The sequence below is a fragment of the Streptomyces sp. NPDC058619 genome, assembly GCF_042717785.1.
In the GTDB taxonomy this organism is placed as follows: domain Bacteria; phylum Actinomycetota; class Actinomycetes; order Streptomycetales; family Streptomycetaceae; genus Streptomyces.
This window is the reverse complement of record NZ_JBHXQN010000025.1, coordinates 14,934-39,628: the sequence shown is the minus strand read 5'-3', so window position 1 is coordinate 39,628 and position 24,695 is coordinate 14,934. Positions and strand designations below refer to the sequence as shown.

General features: G+C 72.9%; 26 protein-coding genes. 12 read left to right on the top strand and 14 right to left on the bottom strand.

Annotation, left to right across the window (positions count from 1 at the left end):
- Position 1 precedes the first annotated feature (1 nt).
- A complete protein-coding gene (locus ACFWTC_RS23660; protein WP_383916199.1) occupies positions 2-1,324 on the bottom strand; it encodes an adenosylmethionine--8-amino-7-oxononanoate transaminase in 1,323 nt (440 codons plus the stop codon).
- Positions 1,317-2,594, bottom strand: coding sequence for a biotin synthase BioB (gene bioB, locus ACFWTC_RS23655; RefSeq protein WP_383916196.1), 1,278 nt, complete (start codon positions 2,592-2,594; stop codon positions 1,317-1,319). The genes ACFWTC_RS23660 and bioB overlap by 8 nt, the downstream gene beginning before the upstream one ends.
- 156 nt (positions 2,595-2,750) lie before the next feature.
- Here bioB and ACFWTC_RS23650 point away from each other — a divergent pair, with 156 nt between their 5' ends.
- Positions 2,751-3,923: an 8-amino-7-oxononanoate synthase gene (locus ACFWTC_RS23650; protein ID WP_383916194.1), complete on the top strand. Its 1,173-nt coding sequence runs from the start codon at positions 2,751-2,753 to the stop codon at positions 3,921-3,923.
- Between the two features lie 6 nt (positions 3,924-3,929).
- Here ACFWTC_RS23650 and ACFWTC_RS23645 read toward each other — a convergent pair whose 3' ends face one another.
- Both ACFWTC_RS23645 and ACFWTC_RS23640 read right to left on the bottom strand, forming a co-directional pair.
- Positions 3,930-4,151: a DUF397 domain-containing protein gene (locus ACFWTC_RS23645; RefSeq protein ID WP_384028356.1), complete on the bottom strand. Its 222-nt coding sequence runs from the start codon at positions 4,149-4,151 to the stop codon at positions 3,930-3,932.
- 12 nt (positions 4,152-4,163) lie between these two features.
- On the bottom strand, positions 4,164-5,048 hold the full coding sequence (locus tag ACFWTC_RS23640) for a helix-turn-helix domain-containing protein (RefSeq protein ID WP_383916190.1): 885 nt from the start codon (positions 5,046-5,048) through the stop codon (positions 4,164-4,166).
- 198 nt (positions 5,049-5,246) lie between these two features.
- Between ACFWTC_RS23640 and ACFWTC_RS23635 the strand changes: the two genes are divergently transcribed.
- Positions 5,247-5,696, top strand: coding sequence for an ATP-binding protein (locus ACFWTC_RS23635; protein ID WP_383916188.1), 450 nt, complete (start codon positions 5,247-5,249; stop codon positions 5,694-5,696).
- 48 nt (positions 5,697-5,744) lie between these two features.
- Here the strand turns inward: ACFWTC_RS23635 and ACFWTC_RS23630 are convergent, their stop codons facing one another.
- Positions 5,745-6,137 carry a VOC family protein gene (locus ACFWTC_RS23630; protein WP_384028358.1) on the bottom strand — a complete coding sequence of 131 codons (393 nt, stop codon included), beginning with the start codon at positions 6,135-6,137 and terminating at the stop codon, positions 5,745-5,747.
- Positions 6,138-6,450: 313 nt separating this feature from the next.
- On the opposite strand from ACFWTC_RS23630, the gene ACFWTC_RS23625 reads away from it, so the two are divergent.
- The 7 genes from ACFWTC_RS23625 (at position 6,451) to ACFWTC_RS23595 (ending at position 12,844) form a co-directional block, all read left to right on the top strand.
- Positions 6,451-6,753: an urease subunit gamma gene (locus ACFWTC_RS23625; RefSeq protein ID WP_383916185.1), complete on the top strand. Its 303-nt coding sequence runs from the start codon at positions 6,451-6,453 to the stop codon at positions 6,751-6,753.
- Positions 6,754-6,768: 15 nt separating this feature from the next.
- Entirely contained in the window at positions 6,769-7,080 is a 312-nt protein-coding gene (locus tag ACFWTC_RS23620) for an urease subunit beta (RefSeq protein ID WP_383916183.1), read from the top strand.
- On the top strand, positions 7,073-8,794 hold the full coding sequence (locus tag ACFWTC_RS23615; RefSeq protein WP_383916180.1) for an urease subunit alpha: 1,722 nt from the start codon (positions 7,073-7,075) through the stop codon (positions 8,792-8,794). Before ACFWTC_RS23620 ends, ACFWTC_RS23615 begins: the two co-directional genes overlap by 8 nt.
- 16 nt (positions 8,795-8,810) lie before the next feature.
- Positions 8,811-9,485, top strand: coding sequence for an urease accessory protein UreF (locus ACFWTC_RS23610; RefSeq protein WP_383916178.1), 675 nt, complete (start codon positions 8,811-8,813; stop codon positions 9,483-9,485).
- A gap of 43 nt (positions 9,486-9,528) precedes the next feature.
- The gene (gene ureG, locus ACFWTC_RS23605; protein ID WP_383916176.1) at positions 9,529-10,215 is read left to right on the top strand and encodes an urease accessory protein UreG; all 687 of its coding nucleotides are present in this window, start codon (positions 9,529-9,531) and stop codon (positions 10,213-10,215) included.
- The gene (locus ACFWTC_RS23600; protein WP_384028376.1) at positions 10,200-10,997 is read left to right on the top strand and encodes an urease accessory protein UreD; all 798 of its coding nucleotides are present in this window, start codon (positions 10,200-10,202) and stop codon (positions 10,995-10,997) included. The genes ureG and ACFWTC_RS23600 overlap by 16 nt, the downstream gene beginning before the upstream one ends.
- Positions 10,998-11,179: 182 nt before the next feature.
- Positions 11,180-12,844, top strand: coding sequence for an alpha/beta hydrolase (locus tag ACFWTC_RS23595; protein ID WP_384028360.1), 1,665 nt, complete (start codon positions 11,180-11,182; stop codon positions 12,842-12,844).
- Positions 12,845-12,905: 61 nt separating this feature from the next.
- On the opposite strand, the gene ACFWTC_RS23590 is transcribed toward ACFWTC_RS23595, so the two are convergent.
- From ACFWTC_RS23590 to ACFWTC_RS23565, 6 genes are all read right to left on the bottom strand, one after another.
- The gene (locus ACFWTC_RS23590) at positions 12,906-13,616 is read right to left on the bottom strand and encodes a lysophospholipid acyltransferase family protein (protein ID WP_383916172.1); all 711 of its coding nucleotides are present in this window, start codon (positions 13,614-13,616) and stop codon (positions 12,906-12,908) included.
- 318 nt (positions 13,617-13,934) lie between these two features.
- A complete protein-coding gene (locus ACFWTC_RS23585) occupies positions 13,935-14,072 on the bottom strand; it encodes a hypothetical protein (RefSeq protein ID WP_384074535.1) in 138 nt (45 codons plus the stop codon).
- A 53-nt stretch (positions 14,073-14,125) separates the two neighbouring features.
- Positions 14,126-15,082: a cytochrome c oxidase assembly protein gene (locus ACFWTC_RS23580; RefSeq protein WP_383916170.1), complete on the bottom strand. Its 957-nt coding sequence runs from the start codon at positions 15,080-15,082 to the stop codon at positions 14,126-14,128.
- Positions 15,083-15,171: 89 nt separating this feature from the next.
- Positions 15,172-16,200: a 6-phosphofructokinase gene (locus ACFWTC_RS23575; protein ID WP_383916168.1), complete on the bottom strand. Its 1,029-nt coding sequence runs from the start codon at positions 16,198-16,200 to the stop codon at positions 15,172-15,174.
- A 205-nt stretch (positions 16,201-16,405) separates the two neighbouring features.
- The gene (locus ACFWTC_RS23570; protein WP_383916166.1) at positions 16,406-17,134 is read right to left on the bottom strand and encodes a type 1 glutamine amidotransferase; all 729 of its coding nucleotides are present in this window, start codon (positions 17,132-17,134) and stop codon (positions 16,406-16,408) included.
- Between the two features lie 19 nt (positions 17,135-17,153).
- On the bottom strand, positions 17,154-18,392 hold the full coding sequence (locus tag ACFWTC_RS23565; protein ID WP_383916164.1) for a MurT ligase domain-containing protein: 1,239 nt from the start codon (positions 18,390-18,392) through the stop codon (positions 17,154-17,156).
- Positions 18,393-18,515: 123 nt separating this feature from the next.
- On the opposite strand from ACFWTC_RS23565, the gene def reads away from it, so the two are divergent.
- A complete protein-coding gene (gene def / locus ACFWTC_RS23560; RefSeq protein WP_384028362.1) occupies positions 18,516-19,076 on the top strand; it encodes a peptide deformylase in 561 nt (186 codons plus the stop codon).
- A 110-nt stretch (positions 19,077-19,186) separates the two neighbouring features.
- Here def and ACFWTC_RS23555 read toward each other — a convergent pair whose 3' ends face one another.
- The gene (locus ACFWTC_RS23555; RefSeq protein WP_384028363.1) at positions 19,187-19,831 is read right to left on the bottom strand and encodes a TetR family transcriptional regulator; all 645 of its coding nucleotides are present in this window, start codon (positions 19,829-19,831) and stop codon (positions 19,187-19,189) included.
- Positions 19,832-20,045: 214 nt separating this feature from the next.
- Between ACFWTC_RS23555 and ACFWTC_RS23550 the strand changes: the two genes are divergently transcribed.
- Positions 20,046-21,278: an acyl-CoA dehydrogenase family protein gene (locus tag ACFWTC_RS23550; RefSeq protein ID WP_383916158.1), complete on the top strand. Its 1,233-nt coding sequence runs from the start codon at positions 20,046-20,048 to the stop codon at positions 21,276-21,278.
- 338 nt (positions 21,279-21,616) lie between these two features.
- On the opposite strand, the gene ACFWTC_RS23545 is transcribed toward ACFWTC_RS23550, so the two are convergent.
- Positions 21,617-22,093: an SRPBCC family protein gene (locus ACFWTC_RS23545; RefSeq protein WP_384028365.1), complete on the bottom strand. Its 477-nt coding sequence runs from the start codon at positions 22,091-22,093 to the stop codon at positions 21,617-21,619.
- Positions 22,094-22,248: 155 nt separating this feature from the next.
- Between ACFWTC_RS23545 and ACFWTC_RS23540 the strand changes: the two genes are divergently transcribed.
- Complete coding sequence (locus tag ACFWTC_RS23540; protein WP_267839760.1) at positions 22,249-22,434, top strand: DUF5999 family protein; 186 nt, start codon at positions 22,249-22,251, stop codon at positions 22,432-22,434.
- A 159-nt stretch (positions 22,435-22,593) separates the two neighbouring features.
- Here the strand turns inward: ACFWTC_RS23540 and ACFWTC_RS23535 are convergent, their stop codons facing one another.
- Entirely contained in the window at positions 22,594-24,693 is a 2,100-nt protein-coding gene (locus ACFWTC_RS23535; protein WP_384074531.1) for an ATP-binding protein, read from the bottom strand.
- Between the last annotated feature and the right edge of the window lie 2 nt (positions 24,694-24,695).

Genomic DNA, 24,695 nt, shown 5'->3' with positions numbered 1-24,695 from the left:
CTCAGCCCTCCTGAGCCGCCGCGACCACCGCGCGGCAGATGCGGGCCACGTCGGCGTCGCCCGTGACGTACGGCGGCATGGTGTAGATCAGGTCCCGGAACGGCCGCAGCCAGACGCCCTCCCGGACCGCCGCCCGGGTCGCCGCCGCCATGTCGACGTCGTGCGTCAGCTGGACCACCCCGATCGCGCCGAGGACGCGCACCTCCCGTACGCCGGGCAGTGCGGCGGCCGGGGCGAGGCCCTCGCGCAGGCCCGCCTCGATCCGCTTGACCTCGCCCGCCCAGTCCCGGGCGAGCAGCAGGTCGACGGAGGCCAGCGCCACGGCCGTCGCGAGCGGGTTGCCCATGAAGGTCGGGCCGTGCGCGAGCACCGGTACCTCGCCCCGCGAGATGCCCTCCGCCACCCGGCTCGTGCACAGGGTCGCCGCCAGCGAGAGGTAGCCGCCCGTCAGGGCCTTGCCCAGGCACAGCACGTCGGGGGTGATCCCGGCGTGGTCGGCCGCGAAGAGGGCGCCCGTACGGCCGAAGCCCGTCGCGATCTCGTCCAGGATCAGCAGTACCCCGTACTCGTCGCACAGTTCGCGCAGCACGCGCAGGTAGCCGGGGTTGTGGAAGCGCATGCCGCCGGCGCCCTGCACCACCGGTTCCACGATCACCGCGGCCAGCTCGTCCGCGTGGGCGGCGATCAGGGCGCGCAGGTGGTCGGCGTACGCCGGGTCGACGGGCGCGTCGAAGTCGCCGGGCGGCGCGTCCGCGAAGAGCTGCCGGGGCAGATGGCCCTGCCACAGCTCGTGCATCCCGCCCTCGGGATCGCAGACGGCCATCGGCTGCCAGGTGTCCCCGTGGTAGCCGCCGCGCCAGGTGAGCAGCCGGGTCTTGCCCGTCCGTCCCACCGAACGCCAGTACTGCAGGCACATCTTCACGGCGACTTCGACGGCGACCGAGCCCGAGTCGGACAGGAACACGTGCTCCAGACCCGCCGGGGTGATCTCGACCAGCCGCGCGGCGAGCCGGACGGCGGGCTCGTGGGTGAGCCCGCCGAACATCACGTGTGACATCCGGCCCAGCTGGGACGTCGCGGCCTCGTTCAGCACCGGGTGGTTGTAGCCGTGGACGGCCGACCACCAGGAGGACATGCCGTCAACCAGCTCTTCGTGCCCCTGCCCCTGGGCCGGGTCGGCGAGCCGCAGCCGGACCCCCGAGGCGGAGGCGACGACCAGCGGCTCCTGCCGCCCGGGCATGGGGCCGTACGGGTGCCAGACGTGCTGCCGGTCCAGCGCGAGGAGTTCCGCGCCGGACGGCAGCGGGTGGAGCGGATCAGGCATTGGGGGCGATGTCCGTCCCCGCGCCGCGCCGTCGGACCGACACCAGGTCGGACCGCACGCCGCCGGCGTCGGCCTGCGCCCGTACGGGAGCCGCCTCCGCGTGCCCCGAGCAGCCGCCGCACGCCGACCCGCAGCCGGCCGCCTCGGCGGCGCCGGCGGGTGCCGCGGAACCGCAGACCGAGGCGCCGCCGCCGTGCGAGCCGCCGCCCTGCGAGCCGCAGCCACCGGCCGGGGCCGCGGTCGCGTCGGCGTCCGCCGCCAGGTCGGAGCGGTGCGCGGGGAGGGTCGTCGTACCGGCGCCCTCCACCTCGAAACCGGCGTCCGCGATCATGTCCAGGTCGGCCTGGCCGGCCTGGCCCTCACTGGTCAGGTAGTCGCCCAGGAAGATCGAGTTGACCAGGTGCAGGGCCAGCGGCTGCATCGAGCGCAGGTGCACCTCGCGCCCGCCCGCGAGGCGGACCTCGACGTCGGGGCAGACGAAGCGGACCATCGCCAGGATGCGCAGGGCGCGCTGCGGGGTGAGGTTCCACTCCTTGGCCAGCGGGGTGCCCTCGAACGGGATCAGGAAGTTGACCGGCACCGAGTCGGGGTCGAGCCCGCGCAGCGAGTAGACGACGTCGACCAGGTCCTCGTCGCTCTCGCCCATGCCCGCGATCAGGCCGGAGCAGGCGGACAGGCCGGCGGCGTGCGCCTTCTGCACCGTGTCGACGCGGTCGGCGTACGTGTGCGTCTTGGTGATCTGCCCGTACGTGGCCTCGGAGGTGTTGAGGTTGTGGTTGTACGCGTCGGCGCCGGCGTCCTTCAGGCGCTCCGCCTGGCCGTCCGAGAGCAGGCCAAGGCAGGCGCAGACCTCGACGCCCTCGTTCTGCTCCTTGATCGCGGCGATCGTCTTGCCGACCCGGTCCACGTCCCGGTCCGTCGGCCCGCGGCCGCTCGCCACCAGACAGACCCGCTTCGCGCCGCCCGCGACACCGGCGGCCGCGGCCTGGGAGGCCTCCTCCGGCTTCAGCCAGGTGTACTTGAGGATCTCGGCCTTCGACCCCAGACGCTGGGAGCAGTACGAGCAGTCCTCCGGGCACAGGCCCGACTTCAGGTTGACCAGATAGTTCAGCTTCACCCGACGTCCGAACCACTGACGGCGCACCTTGCCGGCCGCGGCCACCACGTCGAGCAGTTCGTCGTCAGAAGTCGCCAGTACGGCGAGCGCCTCTTCGCGGGTCGGCAGCTCGCGCCGCAGCCCCTTGTCCACCAGGGTGTTCAGCAGGTCCATGACGCCGATCCTGGCCTACACGACCACTCCCGGCCAAGGAGAGATGACACAACATGGCCGGATGGAAGTGTGTGTATCGCCACACATGACCCGCAGGTCACGCCCGGATAGGGTCGGGCTGGTCTGTGGACTGCCGACAAAAACGAGGACCCCCCGATGCCCGAGCACATTTCCGCCCCCGCGGACGTCTTCGCCTGGATCGACGACGCGGAACAGGCGCGCGAGCGGGCCGGGCTGGTCCGCACCCTGCGCCCGAGGCCGGCGTCCTCACCGCTCCTGGACCTCGCGAGCAACGACTACCTCGGACTCTCCCGGCACCCCGAGACCGTACGGGGCGCCCGGGACGCGGCCGAGCGCTGGGGCGCCGGCGCCACCGGCTCCCGCCTGGTCACCGGCACCACCGAACTCCACGCCGAGCTGGAGCGCGAGCTCGCCGCCTTCTGCGGGTTCGAGGCGGCGCTGGTCCTCTCCTCCGGGTACGCGGCCAACCTCGCCGCCGTCACCGCGCTGAGCGACCGGGGCACCCTCGTCGTCTCCGACGCGGGCAACCACGCCTCGATCGTCGACGGCTGCCGCCTCTCGCGCGCCGAGACCGCCGTGATCCCGCACTCCGACCCGGACACCGCGCGCAAGACGCTCGCCTCGCACGACGGACGGGCGCTGCTGGTCAGCGACTCGGTGTTCTCCGTGGACGGGGACGCCGCACCGCTCGCCGCGTACGCCGCCGCCTGCCGCGACGAGGGTGCGGCGCTGGTCGTCGACGACGCGCACGGGCTGGGCGTGCTGGGCGAGGGGGGCCGCGGGGCGCTGTACGCCGCCGGGCTGGCGGGCGGGCCCGGCGTGGTCGCGACGATGACGCTCTCGAAGTCCCTGGGCAGTCAGGGCGGAGCCGTCCTCGGCCCGGCCAAGGTGATCCGGCACCTGGTCAACACCGCCAGGACCTTCATCTTCGACACCGGGCTCGCCCCGGCCGCCGCGGGCGCCGCGCTGGCGGGCCTGCGCCTGCTCCGGCGGGAGCCGGAGCGGGCCGGCCGCGCCCGCGAGGTGGCCGACCGGCTGTACGGGCTGCTCACCGCGTCCGGCCTGACAGCGGCCCGGCCGGACGCGGCCGTGGTGTCGGTGCGGGCCCCGTCGGCTTCGGCGGCACTGCGCTGGGCCGCCGACTGCCGCGAGGCAGGACTGTCCGTGGGGTGCTTCCGGCCGCCGTCGGTACCGGACGGCATTTCCCGGCTCCGGCTCACCGCCCGGGCCGATCTCACGGGGGAGGAGATCAGCCGGGCCGTGTCGACGATCCTGCGCACCGCTCCGGCCGGGGCCACGGACCGGTAGGCGGGGCTACGGGTGTACGTCCGCCCGTACCTGGGCGAGGAAGCCGCTCCAGGCCGGCCCGGTGAAGAGCACGGCCGGGCCGTCCGCCCGCTTGGAGTCGCGGACGGCCAGCAGGCCGCCGGTGAGGGCGGCCGCTTCCACACAGTTGTTCATTCCGGTGCTGCGGCTGCTCCGCCGCCACCGCGCGCCGATCAGAAGTCCGCTGGTGGCCAAGAGGGTTGCGGACACGGGGGTGCCTCCTTACACGTCGTCAGCGAATGAGCTGATGAGACCCGACGAGTCCCGGGGCGGGAGGGCGTGCGCCTGGATGGTGCGGAACGCGGCGCTGTACGCCTCGAGGTCTTCCTTCCGCTCGAGATAGAGGCTACTCGTCAAATGGTCGAGTACCACCACATCCAGATCGGCGATGTTCGGAAATGAGAAGATGACGAACGGTCCTGTGAGGCCGAGATGTCCCCCCACGCTGAACGGCAGCACCTGGAGGCTCACTTGGGGCAGTCGTGCCACCTCCACCAGGTGCCGCAACTGCTCCGCCATCACCCCCGCGCCGCCGATCTGGCGGCGCAGCACCGCCTCGTCGAGCACCGCGCTCAGCTCCAGCGGCGGATCGGACCGCAGGACCGCCTGCCGCGCCAGACGTACGTCGACCAGGGCGTCCACCTTCGGCTCGGGCAGCCCGCCCAGCGCGGCGCGGGTCACGGCCCGCGCGTACTCCGGTGTCTGGAGCAGCCCCGGCACCACCGACAGTTCGACGGTGCGCGCCGACCGGGCCCCGGCCTCCAGGCTGATGAAGTCCCGGTACTCCTGCGGCAGCAGCCCCCGGTAGTCGTGCCACCAGTGCCGTCCCCGCGCCGTGCCGTCCCCTGCGGCGGGACCGGACGCGGAGGCGGACAGCGCCTCCAGCAGCGCGCGCTGCTGAGGGCTCACGATCTCCCCGTACACGTCGAGCAGTACGCGGATGTCCTCCGCTTTCACGCCGCTGCGACCCGTCTCGATACGGCTGATTTTCGACTGGTGCCATCCCGCGATCCGGGCGGCCTCACCACTGGTGAGTCCGGACCGATCGCGCAGGGCACGCAGTTCCTCGCCGAGCTTGCGCCGACGCACCGCAGGACCGTGCTGCACACCCGCCTCCTTCCACCGGCACAGCTCGCACCAGTCTGCCGTCCAAATATGCTCTCCCGTAGCAGAGTTCACCGCATTGAGCGACAGATATATGCATAACTTGAGGGAACGGCAGAAACCTCGGCACGATGGGTGACACTCTGGCGTCCAGCACAGATCCGGGGCGGTTCCGCCCCGGGTGGGAAAGGGACCGTCGCCATGGCAGACCACCAGGAAGCATCCGTCACTCTGCCGAGCGAACCCGCCTCGGTCGCCACCGCCCGACGCTTCGTGGCGGAGGTGCTGCGGGAATGGGGGCTGCCCGACGACGCCGACACCGCGGACAGTGTCCGGCTGATCGTCTCGGAGCTCGCCACCAACGCCGTACAGCACACTTTCGGCCAGTCGCCCACCTTCACCGTCGACGTCCTGCTCGAGCGCGGCGAGTGGCTCCGCGTCGGCGTGACCGACAGCCACCCGCGCTGGCCCAAGCGGCTCCCCGCCGCCGTGCAGCAGGACAACGGCCGGGGCATGGTCATCATCCGCTGGCTGACCGTCGAGGCGGGCGGCCGGCTGACGGTCAGCCCCACCGACGACGGCGGCAAGACGGTGTGGATCGCGCTGCCCTGGACGGTCGGACTGCCGGTGACCAGCCCCACCGGCTGCTGAACGCGGGGAGGGGGCGGCGCGTCGGCCGCCCGTCTCCCCCGCGACCACTCAGGACAGGCCGCGCTCCGCGGCGCTGCGCTCGATGCACAGCTCGTTGCCCTCCGGGTCGGCGAGCACGACCCAGCCCATGACGCCGTCCGGTGCGCGGCGGTCGTCGACGACCTCCGCGCCGAGTGCGACGAGCCGCTCGACGGTCTCGTCCCGGGTGCCGGACGCCGGCTGGATGTCCAGGTGAACCCGGTTCTTGACGGACTTGGCATCCGGGACCCGGATGAACAACAGGCCGGGCACTCCCGGCTGTCCGGGCTCCAGCAGGATCTCGTCGTCTCCGTCCACGTCGTCCGGATGGATGGGGAAGCCGGTGACCGCGGACCAGAACTCGGCGGTCTTGTAGGGGTCGACCGCGTCGAAGGTGATGTGGCGGACGGGGTTGTTGAACATGCGTCTCCTCGGAAGGGGCCGTATGGGACTTCGTATACGCAACCGGGATCCGGGGACCCGGAAGCAGAACCGGGTGCCTCCCCGAAACGTGGGTTAACTCAACGGAAAAACGCGGCGCATAGCGTGGCGCCACGTTCGACCGCCAACGATCACCCATCATCCGGTAAAGCGGCGGTGGTCGGGACGGAAAGCCTTTCCCCGCGTTGGGCAAGACACGCTTGGCCCGGATATGAGCTGGTCAACAACGTGTTGACGCCCAGTAGGTTTCGGCCCGGCGCGATGTCGATCTTGTCCCGGAAGCTTGGTGATAGCTGTGCAACTGACACCGCACGAGCAGGAGCGACTGCTCATCCACGTGGCCGCCGACGTGGCGGCGAAGCGGAGGGCGCGCGGGGTGCTCCTCAACCACCCGGAAGCGATCGCCCTCATCACCTCGCACCTCCTCGAAGGCGCCCGCGACGGGCGGACGGTGGCCGAGCTGATGGCCTCCGGCCGCACCGTCCTGCAGCGCGGTGACGTCATGGAGGGGATCCCCGAGATGATCCACGACGTCCAGGTCGAGGCGACCTTCCCGGACGGCACCAAGCTCGTCACCGTCCACGATCCGATCGTCTGAGGGGAAGTACCCGCCATGATCCCCGGCGAAATCGCCTACGGGGACGGTCCGGTGCGCCTCAACGAGGGCCGCCCCGTCACCCGCCTCACCGTGCTCAACGCGGCCGACCGGCCCGTCCAGATCGGCTCCCACTACCACTTCGCCGAGGCCAACCCCGGTCTCGACTTCGACCGGGCCTCCGCGCGCGGGCTGCGGCTGAACATCGCCGCCGGGACCGCCGTCCGCTTCGAGCCCGGCATCCCGGTAGCCGTGGAGCTCGTACCCCTGGGCGGGCTGCGCACCGTACCGGGGCTGCGCGGGGAGACCGGAGGGCCGCTCGATGGCTGAGATCTCCCGCCAGGTGTACGCCGACCTCTTCGGGCCGACCGCTGGGGACCGGATCAGGCTGGCCGACACGGACCTCTTCGTCGAGATCGAGCAGGACCTCAGCGGCGGCCCCGGACGGGCCGGCGACGAGGCCGTCTTCGGCGGCGGCAAGGTGATCCGCGAGTCCATGGGGCAGGCCCGCACCACCCGGGCCGAGGGCGCCCCGGACACCGTGATCACCGGGGTGGTCGTCCTCGACCACTGGGGCATCGTCAAGGCCGACCTCGGCATCCGCGACGGCCGCATCTGCGGCATCGGCAAGGCCGGCAACCCCGACACCATGGACGGGGTCGAGCCCACGCTCGTGATCGGCCCCGAGACGGAGATCATCGCGGGCAACGGGAAGATCGTCACCGCCGGCGCCGTCGACGCGCACGTGCACTTCATCTCCCCGACCGTCATCGAGGAGGCCCTCGTCTCGGGCATCACCACCCTCGTCGGCGGCGGTACCGGACCGGCCGAGGGCACCAAGGCCACCACGATCACCCCCGGCCCGTGGCACCTGGCCCGGATGTTCGCCGCCCTGGAGGCCTACCCCGTCAACATCGGCCTGCTCGGCAAGGGCAACACGATGTCCCGTGAGGCCATGCACTCCCAACTGCGCGGAGGAGCACTCGGCTTCAAGATCCACGAGGACTGGGGGGCCACCCCCGCCGTCATCGACGCCTGCCTCGGGGTCTGCGACGAGACCGGCGCCCAGCTCGCCATCCACACCGACACGCTCAACGAGGCCGGGTTCGTCGCCGACACCCTCGCGGCCATCGGCGGGCGGACCATCCACTCGTACCACACGGAGGGTGCGGGCGGCGGGCACGCCCCGGACATCATCACCGTGGTCTCCGAGCCGAACGTACTGCCCAGTTCCACCAACCCGACCCGGCCGCACACCGTCAACACCGTCGAGGAGCACCTCGACATGCTGATGGTCTGCCACCACCTCAACCCCGCGGTCCCCGAGGACCTCGCCTTCGCCGAGTCCCGCATCCGGCCCTCGACGATCGCCGCCGAGGACGTCCTGCACGACCTCGGGGCCATCTCCATCATCTCCTCCGACTCCCAGGCCATGGGCCGGGTCGGCGAGGTCGTCCTGCGGACCTGGCAGACCGCCCACGTGATGAAGAGGCGCCGCGGCTTCCTGCCCGGCGACGGACCCGCCGACAACCACCGGGCCCGCCGCTACGTCGCCAAGTACACGATCAACCCCGCCGTGGCCCAGGGCCTCGCCCGCGAGATCGGCTCGGTCGAGACCGGCAAGCTCGCCGACCTCGTGCTGTGGAACCCCGCCTTCTTCGGGGTCAAGCCCGAACTCGTCATCAAGGGCGGCCAGATCGCCTACGCCCAGATGGGCGACGCCAACGCCTCCATCCCCACCCCGCAGCCGGTCCTGCCCCGCCCCATGTTCGGCAGCCTGGGCCGCGCCCCCGGACTGAACTCGCTCAACTTCACCGCGCAGGCCGCCCTCGACGACGGCCTCCCCGAACGGCTCGGCCTCGCCAAGCGGTTCACGGCCATCGAGAGCACCCGCAAGGTCGGCAAGGCGGACATGCGCAACAACGACGCCATGCTCAGGGTCGAGGTCAACGCGGACACCTTCACCGTCACCATCGACGGCGAGGCCGTGGAACCGGCGCCCGCGGCCGAACTGCCCATGGCACAGAGATACTTCCTGTTTTGAGAAGGGGCCAGCTCCGATGAGCCTCGCCGCGCTGCTCGTCCTCGCCGACGGACGCTTCCCCGCCGGGGGACACGCCCACTCCGGCGGGGCCGAGGCCGCCTGCAAGGCCGGCCGCATCCACGACGCCGCCACCCTGGAGGACTTCTGCCGGGGCCGGCTGAACACCGCGGGACTCACCGCCGCCGGACTCGCCGCGGCCGCCGCCCTCGGGCTCGACCCGGCCGGGCTCGACGACGCCGCCGACGCCCGCACGCCCTCGCCCGCCCTGCGCACCGCGGGCAGGCGCCTGGGCCGGCAGCTGCTGCGGGCCGCCCGGGTCACCTGGCCGTCGCCGGAACTCGACGCGCTGGCGGCCGCCTTCCCGCGCGGAGCCCACCAGCCCGTCGTCCTCGGGCTCACCGCCCGGTCGGCCGGGCTCGGGCCGGACGGCGCCGCGCAGGTGGCGGCGTACGAGAGCGTCGGCGCGCCCGCGACCGCGACCGTGCGGCTGCTGGGCCTGGACCCCTTCGAGGCGAGCGGGGTGCTGGCCCGGCTGGCCCCCGAACTCGACGCCGTCGCGGCCCTGGCGGTGGCGGCCGCCCTGCGGGCGCGCACGGAGGGCACGGACGCCCTGCCCGCGGCCTCCTCGCCGCTGCTGGAGATCGCGGCCGAGGTCCATGCCGACTGGCCGGTACGCCTCTTCGCCTCCTGAACACCCGCCCCCGCACCCCGCCGACACCCCCAAGGAGACCCCCGTGCACCTCGATCACGGCGTGACCTATCCCCAGCGCCACACCCACAGCGCCGAGCCCGTCCGCGCCGACGGCACCCGCCGCGCCCTGCGCATCGGACTCGGCGGCCCCGTCGGCTCCGGCAAGACGGCCACCGTCGCAGCCCTGTGCCGCGCGCTGCGCACCGAGCTGTCCATGGCAGTGGTCACCAACGACATCTACACGCGGGAGGACGCCGAGTTCCTGCTCCGCGAGGCCGTCCTGCCGCCCGAGCGGATCACCGCCGTCGAGACCGGCGCCTGCCCGCACACCGCGATCCGCGACGACATCTCCGCCAACCTGGAGGCCGTCGAGGAGCTGGAGGAGAGCGTCGGCCCGCTCGACCTGATCCTCATCGAGTCCGGCGGGGACAACCTCACCGCCACCTTCTCCAGGGGACTCGTCGACGCCCAGGTCTTCGTCATCGACGTGGCAGGCGGCGACGACATCCCGCGCAAGGGCGGCCCCGGCGTCACCACCGCCGACCTCCTCGTCGTCAACAAGACCGACCTGGCCCCGTACGTCGGCTCCGACCTGGACCGGATGGCCCGGGACGCCGCCGAGCAGCGCGGCGAGCTGCCGGTCACCTTCCAGTCGCTGCGCGGCCCCGACGGAGTGGCCCCGGTGGCGGACTGGGTGCGCGAGCGGATCGCCGCCTGGATCGTACGGTGACCGCCGCGGCCCCCGCCCCGGCCCCGGCGGCGGGCCTGCGGGCCACCGCCCGGATCCGCGCCGCCGCCGACGGGCGGGGCGGCACCGCCCTGCCCCTGCTGGCCGGGGAGGGACCGCTCGCCCTGCGCCGCACCCGGGCGACGCGCCCCGAGGCCGGGGTCGTGCTGGTCGGCGCGATGAGCGCCCCGCTGGGCGGGGACCACCTCACGGTCGAGGCCGTCGCCGGACCCGGGGCCCACCTCGCCCTCGGGTCGGCGGCGGCCACCCTCGCGCTGCCCGGCCGCGGCGGGGAGCCCGCGCGGTACGACGTCCACCTCACCCTGCAGGACGGGGCGTCGGTGCGGTGGCTGCCGGAGCCGCTGGTGTCGGTGCGCGGCAGCGACCTGCGGGTGCGCACACGGGTCCGGCTGGCCCCCACGGCCCGGCTGCTGCTGCGCGAGGAACAGGTGCTGGGCCGCAGCGGGGAGGCGCCCGGGCTGCTGCGCAGCCGGCTCGGCGTCACCCGGGACGGCCGTCCGCTGCTCGACCAGGAGGTCACCTGCGGACCGGGCGCGCCCGGCGGCTGGGACGGTCCGGCCGGCCTCGCGGGGCACCGGGCGCTCGGCCAGCTCCTGGTGGTGGACCCGGCGTTCGCCGCGGCCCCGCCGGCGGCCGCCGTGCTGGGGGAGTTCGCCGCGGTGACCCCGCTGGCCGGTCCGGCGGTCCTCGTGACGGCTCTGGCCCCGGACGCCCTGCGGCTGCGCGAGCTGCTCGACGCGGCCCGTGCCACGTACGGCTGGTGAGGTCCCGACGCGTCGCGATCCGCTCAGCGGTACACGCCTCGCCGGTTATCGGGTTGGCAAAGAACCGCACTCCGCCCTGTCGCCGGGTCCCCGTCAGAGGACAGGATCGCCCTGCACGCCGACGACCGAACCCGACCGATTCCGGCCGCCACCGCGGCACTTGACGCAGGGGGAACAACCACGTGATACGCAACGCGGCGCTGGGGAGCGCCGCCACTCTGATCACCGGCACGCTGGCGGCGAGCCTGCTGCTCGCGCCGACCGCCACGGCCGCCACCGCCGGCCGCGACAACGGGTCAGCGCAGGCGGCGGGCGTACGGATCGCCGCCGCCCGCGCAGCCCGCACCGGGATCGAGTGGAAGGACTGTCCCGCCGACTGGAACCTGGAGAAGCCCATCCAGTGCGGCTGGGTCGAGGTCCCGCTCGACTACTCCAAGCCGTTCGGCAAGACCATCGACCTCGCGGTCGACCGGATCGGCAACACCGGCACCGCGCAGGAGCGCCAGGGCGCGCTCGTCTACAACCCCGGCGGCCCCGGCGGTTCCGGCATGCGCTTCCCGCGCCGGGTCACCACCAAGAGCCCGCTGTGGGTCAACACCTCCAAGGCGTACGACTTCGTGGGCTTCGACCCCCGCGGCGTCGGCCACTCGGCGCCCATCTCCTGCGTCGACCCACAGGAGTTCGTCAAGGCCCCCAAGGCCGACCCGGTGCCCGGCAGCGAGGCCGACAAGCGCGCCCAGCGCAAGCTCGCCGCCGAGTACGCGGACGGCTGCAAGGAGCGCAGCGGCGAGATGCTGCCGCACATGACCACGCCGAACACCGCGCGCGACCTCGACGTGATCCGCGCCGCCCTCGGCGAGAAGAAGCTGAACTTCCTCGGCGTCTCCTACGGCACCTACATCGGCGGGGTCTACGCGACCCTCTTCCCGACCCACGTGCGCCGCATGGTCGTCGACAGCGTCGTCGACCCGGACCAGGACAACATCTGGTACGAGGCCAACCTCGGCCAGGACGTCGCCTTCCAGACCCGCTGGAACGACTGGCAGGACTGGGTCGCCAAGAATGACGCCGTCTTCCACATCGGCAACACCCGTGCCAAGGTCGAGGCGAAGTACCAGGAGCTGCGCGCGACCGCCAAGGCGAATCCGATCGGCGGGGTCGTCGGCCCGGCCGAGCTGATCGGCTTCTTCCAGGGCGCCCCGTACTACGACTCCTCCTGGGTGCCCGTCGCCCAGACCTGGGCCGCCTACCTCGCCGGCGACACACAGGCCCTGGTCGACGCGATCGCCCCGGACATGTCGGACACGGCCGGCAACGCCGCCGCCGAGAACGGCAACGCCGTCTACACGGCCGTCGAGTGCGCCGACGCCAAGTGGCCGACCAGCTGGGCCAAGTGGGACCGGGACAACAGCAGGCTGCACCAGAAGTACCCGTTCCTGACCTGGTCCAACGCGTGGATGAACCTGCCCTGCGCGACCTGGAAGTCCAAGCAGAGCACCCCGATCGAGGTCGGCGCCGGGCGCGGCCTGGCGCCGGTGCTGATCGTCCAGTCCGAGCGGGACGCGGCCACCCCGTACGCGGGTGCGGTCTCGCTGCACCGCCGCCTCGCCGGCTCGCGCCTGATCACCGAGCAGAACGCCGGCTCGCACGGGGTCACCAGCCTGGTGAACCCCTGCATCAACACGCGCGTCGACGCCTACCTGCTCACCGGCACGGTGGACGCCAAGGACGTGAAGTGCGGTCCGCACGCGACCCCGGCCGCCCCGGTGCCCGCCGCCGCGAAGTCCTCCGCGCAGGCTCCGGGGTCCGGCCTCCCGGCCCGCGAGGAGCTCCCGGCCGTCCGCTAGTCCCCGCTCCGGGGGGCGGGCCCGGCGACCCGCCCCCCGGTCCGGTCGTACGGGAGGAGGCTCAGCGCGACCGGCGCCGGGCCTTCTTCCGTTCCTCCTCTTCCTCGGCCTTGACGTCGCCCGCGTACCGGTCGACGTACTCCTGGCCGGACAGTTCGAGGATCGCGTACATGATCTCGTCCGTGACGGCCCGCAGGACGGTCCGCTCGCCCTCCAGTCCGGCGTACCGGGAGAAGTCCATCGGCGCGCCGAAGCGGATCGTGACCCGCCTGATCTTCGGGATCTTCTGGCCGGGGGGCTGGATCTCGAAGGTGCCGACCATCGCGCACGGTACGACGGGCACGCCCGCGCCCAGCGCCATCGCGGCCACGCCCACCTTGCCCTTGTACAGCCGCCCGTCGTGCGAGCGGGTGCCCTCCGGGTAGATGCCGAGCAGCTCGTCCTCGGCCAGCACGCCCAGCCCCTCGCGCAGCGCCGCCTGCCCGGCGTTCTTGCCCGAGCGGTCCACGGGGATCTGCCCGGCGCTGCGGAAGAAGGCGGCGGTGAGACGGCCCTTGACCCCGGGGCCGGTGAAGTACTCGGCCTTCGCGAGGAAGGTGATCCGCCGCTTCAGGATCGCCGGCATCAGGAAGTGGTCGGAGAACGACAGGTGGTTGCCCGCGATGATCGCGGCCCCCTCCTCCGGGATGTTCTCCAGGCCCTCGATCCTCGGTCTGAAGAGCAGCCGCAGCAGCGGACCGAGCAGCACGTGCTTGAGCAAGTGGTAGAACACCAGGTCGCTCCTGTCGCCGGCCGGGGCCGGACATGCGGGAATCACGGAAAAGATCCAGTCTAGGGGCCGTCCGACACCCCGTCACGGGGCGGGCACGGACCGTCCGCGGACGGAGCGCACCGGTCGTCCTCCATCCGGCCACCGCTTCCCGGAGCCGCAGTGGCCCCGAGGCGCGCGCAGGGGTCCCGCAGGCCGCGGCCGGGGCGTGTGGATCCACCGGGGCACAGGGGTTCGCAGGGCAGGACGGTGCACACGGGAACGGGGCGCCGGGCCCCGCCGCGGGGGAACGTCACCGGACGGCGCGCGGCCGTCGGGCGTTCAGGCGCCGCGGGAAGCGGCCATCCCCGCGGTCAGCAGCCCCAGCACCACCCAGCCGAACCACAGCCAGCCGTTGCTGCCGAGGGCCACGGAGTACGCGGCTACGGCCACCAGAGCGGCGAAGGTCGTGACGGCCATAGCCTTAACGGATCCGGTCATGCCCCATGGTGGCGCGCGAAGGCGCTCCCGCGCTACTGGCCACGCGCTTGCAGCGAGGCGAGATACGCGTTGTACGCCGCGAGCTCCTGGTCGCCGTCGCGGTCCGCGGCCCGGTCGGAGCGCTTCGCGGCCCGCTGTTCGGAGTGGTACCACTGGTAGACGAGCGCGATCAGCACCAGCACCGAGGGGATCTCGCTGAAGGCCCAGGCGATGCCGCCGCCCCACTGCTGGTCGAGGAGTGGGTCGATGCCGAGGGAGGCCGGCGGGTTCGCGTACGTCTTGATCATCGGCTCGCTCGCCATCATCAGGGCGATTCCGAAGAAGGCGTGGAAGGGCATGCCGGCGAAGAGCTCCAGCATCCGCATCACGTAGCCGGGGCGGTGCGGGCCGGGGTCGATGCCCATGATCGGCCAGAAGAAGACGAGGCCGACGGCGAGGAAGTGCAGCATCATCGCGATGTGCCCGGTCCGGCTCTCCATGAGGAAGTCGAAGAGCGGGGTGAAGTACAGGCCGTAGAGGCTGGCGATGAACATCGGGATGGTGAACGCCGGGTGGGTGATCACCCGCATGTAGCGGCTGTGCAGCAGCATGAGCAGCAGCTCGCGCGGCCCCTTGCGGCCCCGGGGGGCGGGCGGCAGCGCGCGCAGGGCGAGGGTCATAGGGGCGCCGAGCAGCAGCAGGATCGGGGTGATCATGCTGATCACCATGTGCTGGACCATGTGCACGCTGAACATGACCATGCCGTAGTCGTTCAGCTTGGTGCACATCACCAGCACCACGGTCAGCACACCGAGCGTGAACGCGATCGTGCGGCCCAGCGGCCAGGAGTCCCCGCGCCGGCGCAGGCGCAGCACGCCCCACGCGTACAGGGCGAGCCCCAGCAGCGAACCGAACAGGAAGAACGCGTCGAACGAGAACTCCAGCCCGCGCCCGAGAGTGAACGGCGGCAGGTCCATGTCCATGTCCATGCCGTGCCCGCTGTGGTCCATCTGTTCACTCCCTTGACTGTGGCGCCCCACCACAGTAGTGCCGCCCCCGTACGCTCCTGCGCGCGGGGGCGGCGGTAACGGGCATACGGTCACAGAACCGTCTGGGCCTCGGCGTACCGCTCGGCCGGGACCGTCTTGAGGGTCGAGGTCGCCTCGGCGAGCGGCACCATCACGATGTCCGTGCCGCGCAGGGCGGTCAGCATGCCGAACTCGCCGCGGTGTGCGGCCTCCACGGCGTGCCAGCCGAAGCGGGTGGCCAGGACGCGGTCGTACGCGGTGGGCGTGCCGCCGCGCTGGACGTGGCCCAGGATCACGGGCCGGGCCTCCTTGCCCAGCCGGTGCTCCAGCTCCACGGCGAGGCGGTTGCCGATGCCGGCGAACCGCTCGTGCCCGTACATGTCGGTGCCGCCCTCCTCCAGGGCCATCGAGCCGCCCGGGGCGGGCTTGGCGCCCTCGGCGACCACGACGATCGCGAACCGCTTGCCCGCGGAGAACCGCTCGCCGACGATCGCCGTCAGCTCCTCGATGTCGAAGGGGCGCTCCGGCACGACGATCGCGTGCGCGCCGGCCGCCATGCCCGAGTGCAGGGCGATCCAGCCCGTGTGGCGGCCCATGACCTCCACCACCATGACGCGCTGGTGGGACTCGGCGGTGGTCTTCAGGCGGTCCAGCGCCTCGGTGGCCACGCCGACGGCGGTGTCGAAGCCGAAGGTGACGTCGGTGGACGGGATGTCGTTGTCGATGGTCTTGGGGACCCCGACGATCGGCAGGCCCGCCTCCGCGAGCAGGTGCGCGGCCTTGAGGGTGCCCTCGCCGCCGATCGGGATGATCGCGTCGAGGCCGAGGTCGGCGACGTGGCCGCGGGCCCGCTCCACGCCGTCGCGCAGGTGCGCGGGCTGGACCCGGGAGGAACCGAGGATGGTGCCGCCGCGGGCGAGGATGCCGCCCACCGCGTCGAGGTCGAGCTTGCGGTAGTCCGCCTCCAGCAGACCCTTCCACCCGTCGAGGAAGCCGATCACCTCGTCGCCGTGGTCGACGACGGCGCGGTGTACGACGGAACGGATGACGGCATTCAGACCGGGGCAGTCGCCACCGGAGGTGAGCACACCTATGCGCATGGCAGGAAGAGACCTTTGCAACGTGGGCCGACGACCGGACCACGTCGTCCGGTGGGAACTAAACGTCACCCTACAAGTGGAAGCCGGGTTGGCTGAACCATCCTCCACATGCTGGTCCCGGCCGTCGTGCGAACGCACGTCGGCCCGGCTCCCACCTGGGGGGAGCCGGGCCGACGACGAGGTGCCGGGGTGCTGCCGCGGGCGCCTAGGCCGGCTGCGTGGCGGCCGAAATGCGCTCGGCGCGCAGCGCCTCGTACCACTGGTCGTCGAGACCCGGCAGCGCGTTCACGTCGAGGGCCAGCTTCAGCAGCAGGTCCGCGACCAGCGGGTTGCGGGCCAGCACGGGGCCGTGCATGTAGGTTCCGAACACCGTGTCGTTGTACGCGCCCTCGGTGCCGTCGCCGGTGCCGTTGCCGCGGCCCATGCTCAGCCGGGCGAACGGCCGTGCGGTGGGCCCGAGGTGGGTGATGCCCTGGTGGTTCTCGAAGCCCGTCAGCTGGGGCAGTCCCAGGCGCGGGTCGATGTCGGCGAGGACGTCGCCGACGCACCGCTCGCCCTCGCCGCGGACGCTGACCACGTCCAGCAGGCCGAGGCCCTCCTGGCGCTGGCCGACGTCGTTGACGAACTCCTTGCCGAGGATCTGGTACCCGGCGCAGACGGAGAAGACGATCGCCCCGTTGGAGACGGCCCGCTCCAGACCGCCGTCGCGCACCAGGCGCTCGGCGGCCAGCCGCTGCGGGCGGTCCTCACCGCCGCCGATCAGGTAGATGTCGCCCGAGGTGGGGATCGGCTGGTCGCTGCGGACGTCCACGCGCTGCACGTCCAGGCCGCGCTGGCGCGCCCGGCGCTCCACCACGAGGGCGTTGCCCTGGTCCCCGTACGTGCTCAGCAGGTCGGGGTAGATCCACACCAGACGCAGGCTGTTGTCGCTCATGCTCGTGTCCTTATGGGTACTAGTTGCCGACGCGGCGGCGCACGTCTTGGAAGGCGGTGTAGTTGGCGATCAGCTCGATCTGTCCGGGCGGAGCCAGCTGCACGGCCTCGTCCAGGGTCTCGCAGACCCGGAAGTCCAGTCCCGCGACCTCGAGGCGGACCGCGAGGTCCAGCTTCCGGTCGCCGATCACGAAGATCGGGTGGCCGGCCAGGCGCGTGTAGTCCACGTCCCACAGCCAGGAGGTGTCGGTGCCGTCCGCGCCGCGGGCGTTCACCGACAGGACCACCGGGGTCGGCGGCGGGTCGATCAGCGAGAACGTCTCGAGCCAGCCGGCCGGGTTCTTGGCGAGCAGCAGCCGAACCTCGCGGCCCAGGAAGTTCACCACGTCGTAGCGGCCCGCGACGGCCTGCACCTGGTACATCCGCTCTAGCGCGACCTGCGGCGGGACGCCGAAGACGGCGGCCACGGCGGCCGAGGCGGCGGCGTTCGCCTTGTTGGCGCGGCCGGGCAGCTGGAGGTGGATCGGCCAGGCCGAACCGTGCGGGTCCAGGACGTGGTCGCCGGAGAGCACCCAGCTGGGCGTCGGACGGCGGAAGCCGCACTCGCCGCAGAACCAGTCGTCGCCCGGGCGCTGCATCACGCCGCCGCAGGAGGGACACGACCAGGCGTCGTCCTTCCACTCCTGGCCGGCCGCGACCCACACCACGTTCTGCGACGAGGAGGCGGACCACACGATCAGCGGGTCGTCGCAGTTCGCGACGATGACCGCCTTGGAGCCCGAGAGGCCCTCGCGCCACTTCTCCGCGAGCATGCGGGTCTCGGCGGCGCGGTCCAGCTGGTCGCGGGAGAGGTTGAGCAGGGCGATCACCTTGGGGGTGACGTCCCGGGCCACTCCGGCCAGGTACTTCTCGTCGACCTCGATGACGCCGTACTTGGCGTCCGAACCGCCCGCCAGCGCCGAGGTGATGCCGGCCGGCATGTTCGCGCCCAGCGCGTTGGAGACGACCGGACCGCTGGCCCGCAGGGCCTCGGCGATCAGCCGGGTCGTCGTGGTCTTGCCGTTCGTCGCGGAGACGAGGACGACGTCGAGATGTTGCGCGAGCGCTCCGAGAAGATCGGGGTCGAGCCTGAGCGCGACCTTGCCCCCGATCACCGATCCGCTTCCGCGTCCCGCGGCCCGCGACACCGCCGCCGCGGCCTTGCCCGCCGTCACGGCCAGCTTGGCCCGCGGCGAAAGCGGCTCCGTGTTGCCTGCCATCGTCCCTTGTCCTCCTTGCGTCGGTCGGCCCCAGCCTATCCAGTACATGCCGGAGCCTTGACCGCGGCGCCCCCGGGACGCGGCGGATCTCCTCATATATTCGCCCGTCGTACCCTTACGGCCATGCGACAGCGCCCCATTCCCGGCACCACCGGACTCGTCCGCACCATGAGCCTGCTGGGCGATCCGGTGCTCCATTCCGCCTGCGCGGAGGTCACCGAGTTCGGGCCCGCGCTCGACCGGCTCGTGGAGGACATGTTCGCCACGATGTACGCCGCCGAGGGGGTCGGCCTCGCCGCGAACCAGATCGGCGTCGGGCAGCGGGTGTTCGTGTACGACTGCCCCGACGACGAGGACGTCCGGCACGTCGGGCACGTCGTCAACCCCCGTCTGGTGGAGGCCGAAGGGGAGGAGTTCACCGGACCCGAGGGCTGTCTGTCGCTGCCCGGACTGGAGGCGGGCACGGCCCGTTTCGACCGCGCGGTCGTCGAAGGGGTCACCGCCGACGGGGCGGCGGTGCGGATCGAGGGCACCGGGTTCTTCGCCCGGTGCCTGCAGCACGAGTGCGACCACCTGGACGGCGCCGTGTACGCGGACCGCGTCACGGGACTGCGGGCCCGCCGCCTGCGCCGGGCGATCCGCAAGGCCCCCTGGGGTGCAGGCGCGGGACCGTCGCGGGGCTGAGTCCGACGCCGCCGTTCGGCGGGGGCCGCTCCGGGTCCCGGGGCTCGGCCCCGGCCCCTGCGCCCCGGATGCCGGCGGGGCGGACGGAACGCCGGCGGGGCCGGCCGCGGTCAGAAGCCGGGGCCGTCCGCCCGGTTGCCGGCGGTTGCGAGGCGGCCCCACAGCAGGTCGGTGAGGCCCGCGACCAGTTCGGCGCGGTCGCACGGGCGCTCGCCGAGCCACCAGTCGCCCGCCGCGTGCATCATGCCGACGATGCCGTGTCCCCAGATCCGCGCCAGGCGTTCGTCGTCGGGGCCGAGGTCCACGCGCTCGCCGACCACCTGGGCCAGTTCCTCGCCGAGCCGGCGCAGCAGCGGCGCCGAGTGCAGGCCGACGTCGAAGCCGCGCTCGGCGGCCTGCGAGTCCTCGGCCGGGTGCATCAGGAACCGGTACACCTGGGGGCGGGCCTCGATGGCCGCGAGGTAGGTGTCCAGGGTGGCCTCCACCCTGGAGCGGCGCTCCGCCGGGGCGTCGAGCGCCGCCCGCAGCGAGTCGAGGAGGGCGTCGGTGTGGCGGACGGCGAGCGCCTGGTAGAGCCCGGCCTTGTCGCCGAAATGCCGGTACAGGATGGGCTTGGTGATGCCGGCCTCCGCCGCGATGGCGTTCATGGAGGCCTGCGGGCCATCCCTGAGCACGACCCGGTCGGCGGCTTCGAGCAGCTCGCGCCGCCGCCGCTCGGCCGCCCCGGGCTCGCCTGCGTGCTGCGTGGTCTCCATGGTGTTTCTCTCCCCGCCCTTGCGATGTGCGTGACGCCCACGCAACGTAACACCCCGCACACCCCCGTGATCGACGCGGTGGTCGCCGCTGTCCTGGGCGGGGACCGGATCGGCTCTGCTTGACAGTGCTTACTCGCCGGTAACAGACTGTGGCGATCGTGTGGGTTACCGCTAGTAACACACGCTTGGGCGAGAACAGACAGCTGGAGGGGACATGGCGGAGTTCACCATGGAGCTCAACGACGACCAGATTCAGGTCCGCGACTGGATACACGGCTTCGCGGCCGACGTGATCCGGCCCGCGGCCGCGGAGTGGGACGAGCGCGAAGAGACTCCCTGGCCCGTCATCCAGGAGGCCGCCAAGGTCGGCATCTACTCGGTGGACTTCTACGCCCAGCAGTTCTTCGACCCCACCGGCCTCGGCATCCCGATGGCGATGGAGGAGCTCTTCTGGGGCGACGCGGGCATCGCGCTGTCCATCGTCGGCACCGGGCTCGCCGCCATCGGCGTCGTCGCCAACGGCACCGAGGAGCAGATCGGCACCTGGATACCCCAGATGTACGGCGACGCGAACGACGTGAAGGTCGCCGCCTTCTGCTCCTCCGAGCCGGACGCCGGCTCCGACGTCGGCGCCATGCGCACCCGCGCCGTGTACGACCAGGCCAAGGACGAGTGGGTGCTCAACGGCACCAAGACCTGGGCGACCAACGGCGGCATCGCCAACGTCCACATCGTCGTCGCCGTCGTCGACGCGGAGCTCGGCACCAAGGGGCACGCCTCCTTCATCGTGCCGCCGAACACGCCCGGCCTGTCCCAGGGGCAGAAGTTCAAGAAGCACGGGATCCGCGCCTCGCACACGGCCGAGGTGGTGCTGGAGGACGTACGCGTCCCCGGCTCCTGCCTGCTCGGCGGCAAGGAGAAGCTGGACGAGCGCCTCGCGCGGGCCCGCGAGCGGGCGCGCAGCGGTGGCGGCGGCGAGCGCGTGAAGAACGCGGCCATGGCCACCTTCGAGGCCTCGCGGCCGGCGGTCGGGGCCATGGCGGTGGGCACCGCGCGCGCGGCGTACGAGGTCGCCCTGGACTACGCCAAGACCCGTACGCAGTTCGGCCGTCCGATCATCGACAACCAGGGCGTCGCCTTCCAGCTCGCCGACATGCGGACCCGGATCGACGCGGCCCGGCTGCTGGTCTGGCGCGCCTCGTGGATGGCGGTCGCGGGCCGGCCCTTCACCTCGGCGGAGGGCTCGATGTCGAAGCTCTACGCGAGCGAGACGGCCAAGAAGGTCACCGCCCAGGCCGTGCAGATCCTCGGCGGCAACGGCTTCACCCGGGAGTACCCGGTGGAGCGGATGCACCGGGACAGCGCGATCTACACGATCTTCGAGGGGACGAGCGAGATCCAGCGGCTGGTGATCGCCCGCACCATCTCCGACATGCCGATCCGCTAGGGGCGGCCCGCCCGGGGCCCCGGGGGCGGTCTCCGCGCACGCGCGGGGACCGCCGCCGAGCGGCTCGGCGCAGTGGCCTGAGGCAGCTCGCCGTCCGGCCGCCCGGACCGTACTCAGGCGCACGATGTACTCGCCGTCCGCGCAGGTCACCCCCGGGCGCGTCCAGCAGCCGGGTGACCTCGAACCCGGCGCTGAGCGAACCGCACTCCGTGACCCGCAGGTCCTGGCCGCGCAGTCCCGCATTGCGCACGCACTGCCCGACGGCCAGGGGCGCCCGCTCCGACCCTGCTGCGGAGGTGGCGGGGTGGCCGCGGAGATCCCCTCGGCTCGCGCGGTGATCACTGGTCGTGGTGACGGGGCGAACCCTGCCCCGGGCCCTGCGGACGCAACGTGCCGCGCAGCGCCCGCCCGAAGACCACCCGGCCCGCCGCGTCGACCACCGGGTCCAGGAGGCGCGGGAGGCCGCGCAGGCGCAGGTGCTCGCGCCAGTGCACCTCCGTGCCGCCCCCGGGCAGCGGGCGGACCTCGATCTCGGCCCAGCCCGTCACCACCCGGCCGCGCTTCTCCAGCCGCACCAGTCCCGCCGCGTCGGGGCCCGGGGGACGCCAGAGGGTCACCTCCATCGGGTCGTCGAAGGTGACCCCGCCCACTCCGGTGCGCGCCGTGAAGACCGTTCCGACGCGTGTGGGAGGAGCCGTCGAGACGACCGTCCGGGTGAGGGGGACCTGCGCCCCGTGGCGCTCCCAGTCCGTGAGCCGGTGCCAGGCCTCGGCCGGCGGGAGCGATGTGCGGTGAATGATCCGGATGCCGGGCATGAGCGCATCGTAATCGGGCATACACACCGTGAACTGGGCGGCCGATATGGGTTCCGCCCGGGGGTGGCGATCAGCAATACTCACCGCCACCGTGGATCGCGGATTCGACCGGGTGACCACCGGCCCTCCCGCCCCACTCTGCGAGGAGGTGCGCCATGTGCTCCCACCAGCCCCCCTGCCCTGCCGTAGACAGCGCCGACCACGAGACCGCCCGCGTGGTGGCCTTCCATCCCGAACAGGGCTGGAGCCTGCTGTGCAACGGCGCCGTCGTCTTCGACGACACCGGTGAACTGCTCCCCGACGGCCGAACGGTGGAACCCCGCCGCCCGGCCCTGGTCTGAGCCGAGGAGACAGCATGCGCCAGCAGCTGATCCGCAAGCCCGTCCCGAAGCCCGCCCCCCGAGACCTGGACCTGCGCACACCGTCGGGCAGACCCCTCCCGTACTGACGGGAGCCCCGACGCGGTCCATCGCCGCCGCACACCGCCCACCGGCTGGTGCTCAGCCGGTGGGCGCCGCCGCGCCGCCCAGGAACGCCGCCTCGTACGCGGCGTCGCCGATCGCCGCGCGGGCCCGCCGCTCGCCCCGGTCCCGCAAGGCCGTCAGCGAGGGCGAGCCGCCCATCTGCGGCCGGCCCACCGTGCGCCACCAGGCGTGCCCGGTGCCCAACAGGCGCGCCGCCAGCTCCCCGTCGCCCAGCTCGGCCACCGCCGCCGCCAGTACGTCCAGGCCGAGCGCGATGCCGAACCGGTCGCCGAGCAGCCGCTTGCCGGACAGCATGGCCCGTACGTGGCGGGCCGCCTCCCCGTAGTCGCCCAGGCCCAGCGCGGCCACCGCCAGGATGTAGTCCGCGTACGCCCGCAGCCACCGCTCGCCCAGCTCCGCGCAGGCCTCCCGCAGGGAGCGCGCCTCCGCGGTGGCCTCCTCGTACCGCTCCAGGTCGCACAGCGCGTAGCCGGTGGCCAGCTTGCACAGCAGCCAGCCGGGGGCGCTGGTGCGCCCGCCGTGGGCGGCCCTGGCCCGCGGTCCGGCCAGCGCGAGGGCCCGTACGGGGTCGCCGGGCATCAGGACCGACACCGCCGACAGGTACGCCGCGCGCAGCTCCCGCTCGGGGTCCGCCAGCCGGGCCGCCGCGCTGGTGCACTGGGCGCCGATCTCCCGGGCCACGTCCATGTCGCCCTGGAGCATCGCCGTGAGCCCGAGCGCCCACTGGGCCTGGTTGTACGCGGCGCCGGCGGGCGGAGCGGCCCGCAAGGCCCGTTCCAGGAAGCCCCGGCCCTCGCGGACGTGCCCGCACGCGAACCAGTAGAACCACAGCGCCCCGGCCATCTCCAGGGCCGCCGGCGGGTCCGTGCCCAGAAGGTGCTCCAGGGCCGTGCGCAGCTGTGCGCGCTCGGCGGTCATCCTGCGGTACCAGTCCACCTGGCCGGGGCCCAGCCAGCCCTGGTCGGCGGCCCGGGCGAGCGCGGCGTACCAGTGGGCGTGCCGGTCGGCGACGAGTTGTTCCTCGCCGAGTTCGGCGAGCCAGCCGTGCCCGTACTCGCGGATCGTGTCGAGCATCCGGAAGCGGGTCCCGGTGCCCCGCTCCTCGGTGCGCCGCACCACCGACTTGGCGACGAGGCCGGCCAGCACCCGCTCCACCCGGGCGGCGGGCAGCGGTCCGCCCGCGCACACGGCGCGGGCGGCGGCGTCGTCGAAGTCCCCGCTGAAGACCGAGAGTCGCGCCCAGAGCAGCCGCTCCACCGGTTCGCACAGTTCGTGGCTCCAGCCGATCGCGGTCCGCATGGTCCGGTGCCGGGGCGGCCGTTCGGTGCGGCTGTCGGAGAGCACCTCGAACCGCGTGCCGAGCCGCTCGGCCATCTGCTCCAGGCTCCACCGCCGCATGCGGGCGCCGGCCAGTTCCAGGGCGAGCGGGATGCCGTCCAGGCGCCGGCAGACGTCGGCGGCGACCCGGGCCCGGTCCGGGTCGGCGAAGGCGGCGGCCGCCCGCGGGGTGGCGGTGAGGGCGCGGGCGCGGAAGAGGGCGAGGGCGTCGCTGTCGGGCCCCTCGCAGGGCAGCGGGCGGACGTCGACGACCCGCTCGCCGGGGGAGCCGAGCGGCTCCCGGGAGGTGACCAGGACCGTCAACCCGGGTGCGGACTGCAGGAGTTCGCCCACGAGGTGGCGGCAGTCGGCCACCAGGTGCTCGCAGGTGTCCAGGACGAGAAGCAGGGTCTTGTCCGCCATCCAGGCGCACAACTCCTCGTCGAGCGGGGCCGCGGAGTGGTCGGCGAGGCCGATGGCGTGGGTGACGGTGGCGGTGAGCAGGCGGGGGTCGCGCAGCGGCGACAGCTCGACCCACCAGACGCCGTCGGGGTGCTCCCGGCGGGCGCGGGCCGCGGCCCGCAGGGCGAGCCGGGACTTGCCGACACCGCCCACCCCGGTCAGGGTGATCAGCCGCCGCTCGCGCAACAGTCCGTCCAGCAGGCCGAGTTCTCGCTCCCGGCCGACGAAGCTCGCCGATTCCGGCGGCAGGTTTCCCGGCACGGCGTCAGATTCTGGCGGATGGCCGTCGGCCGCCGGGTCTGCCTGATTGTTGTTGACCGAGTACTCACCGAACACGG

What these genes read in the sequence shown, in the direction of transcription:
- ACFWTC_RS23660 (WP_383916199.1), bottom strand. Translation starts at nt 1,324, where the DNA reads ATGCCTGATCCGCTCCACCCGCTGCCGTCCGGCGCGGAACTCCTCGCG.
- bioB (WP_383916196.1), bottom strand. Translation starts at nt 2,594, where the DNA reads ATGGACCTGCTGAACACCCTGGTGGACAAGGGGCTGCGGCGCGAGCTG.
- ACFWTC_RS23650 (WP_383916194.1), top strand. Translation starts at nt 2,751, where the DNA reads ATGCCCGAGCACATTTCCGCCCCCGCGGACGTCTTCGCCTGGATCGAC.
- ACFWTC_RS23635 (WP_383916188.1), top strand. Translation starts at nt 5,247, where the DNA reads ATGGCAGACCACCAGGAAGCATCCGTCACTCTGCCGAGCGAACCCGCC.
- ACFWTC_RS23630 (WP_384028358.1), bottom strand. Translation starts at nt 6,137, where the DNA reads ATGTTCAACAACCCCGTCCGCCACATCACCTTCGACGCGGTCGACCCC.
- ACFWTC_RS23620 (WP_383916183.1), top strand. Translation starts at nt 6,769, where the DNA reads ATGATCCCCGGCGAAATCGCCTACGGGGACGGTCCGGTGCGCCTCAAC.
- ACFWTC_RS23615 (WP_383916180.1), top strand. Translation starts at nt 7,073, where the DNA reads ATGGCTGAGATCTCCCGCCAGGTGTACGCCGACCTCTTCGGGCCGACC.
- ACFWTC_RS23610 (WP_383916178.1), top strand. Translation starts at nt 8,811, where the DNA reads ATGAGCCTCGCCGCGCTGCTCGTCCTCGCCGACGGACGCTTCCCCGCC.
- ACFWTC_RS23585 (WP_384074535.1), bottom strand. Translation starts at nt 14,072, where the DNA reads ATGGCCGTCACGACCTTCGCCGCTCTGGTGGCCGTAGCCGCGTACTCC.
- ACFWTC_RS23580 (WP_383916170.1), bottom strand. Translation starts at nt 15,082, where the DNA reads ATGGACCACAGCGGGCACGGCATGGACATGGACATGGACCTGCCGCCG.
- ACFWTC_RS23575 (WP_383916168.1), bottom strand. Translation starts at nt 16,200, where the DNA reads ATGCGCATAGGTGTGCTCACCTCCGGTGGCGACTGCCCCGGTCTGAAT.
- ACFWTC_RS23570 (WP_383916166.1), bottom strand. Translation starts at nt 17,134, where the DNA reads ATGAGCGACAACAGCCTGCGTCTGGTGTGGATCTACCCCGACCTGCTG.
- ACFWTC_RS23565 (WP_383916164.1), bottom strand. Translation starts at nt 18,392, where the DNA reads ATGGCAGGCAACACGGAGCCGCTTTCGCCGCGGGCCAAGCTGGCCGTG.
- def (WP_384028362.1), top strand. Translation starts at nt 18,516, where the DNA reads ATGCGACAGCGCCCCATTCCCGGCACCACCGGACTCGTCCGCACCATG.
- ACFWTC_RS23555 (WP_384028363.1), bottom strand. Translation starts at nt 19,831, where the DNA reads ATGGAGACCACGCAGCACGCAGGCGAGCCCGGGGCGGCCGAGCGGCGG.
- ACFWTC_RS23550 (WP_383916158.1), top strand. Translation starts at nt 20,046, where the DNA reads ATGGCGGAGTTCACCATGGAGCTCAACGACGACCAGATTCAGGTCCGC.
- ACFWTC_RS23545 (WP_384028365.1), bottom strand. Translation starts at nt 22,093, where the DNA reads ATGCCCGGCATCCGGATCATTCACCGCACATCGCTCCCGCCGGCCGAG.
- ACFWTC_RS23540 (WP_267839760.1), top strand. Translation starts at nt 22,249, where the DNA reads ATGTGCTCCCACCAGCCCCCCTGCCCTGCCGTAGACAGCGCCGACCAC.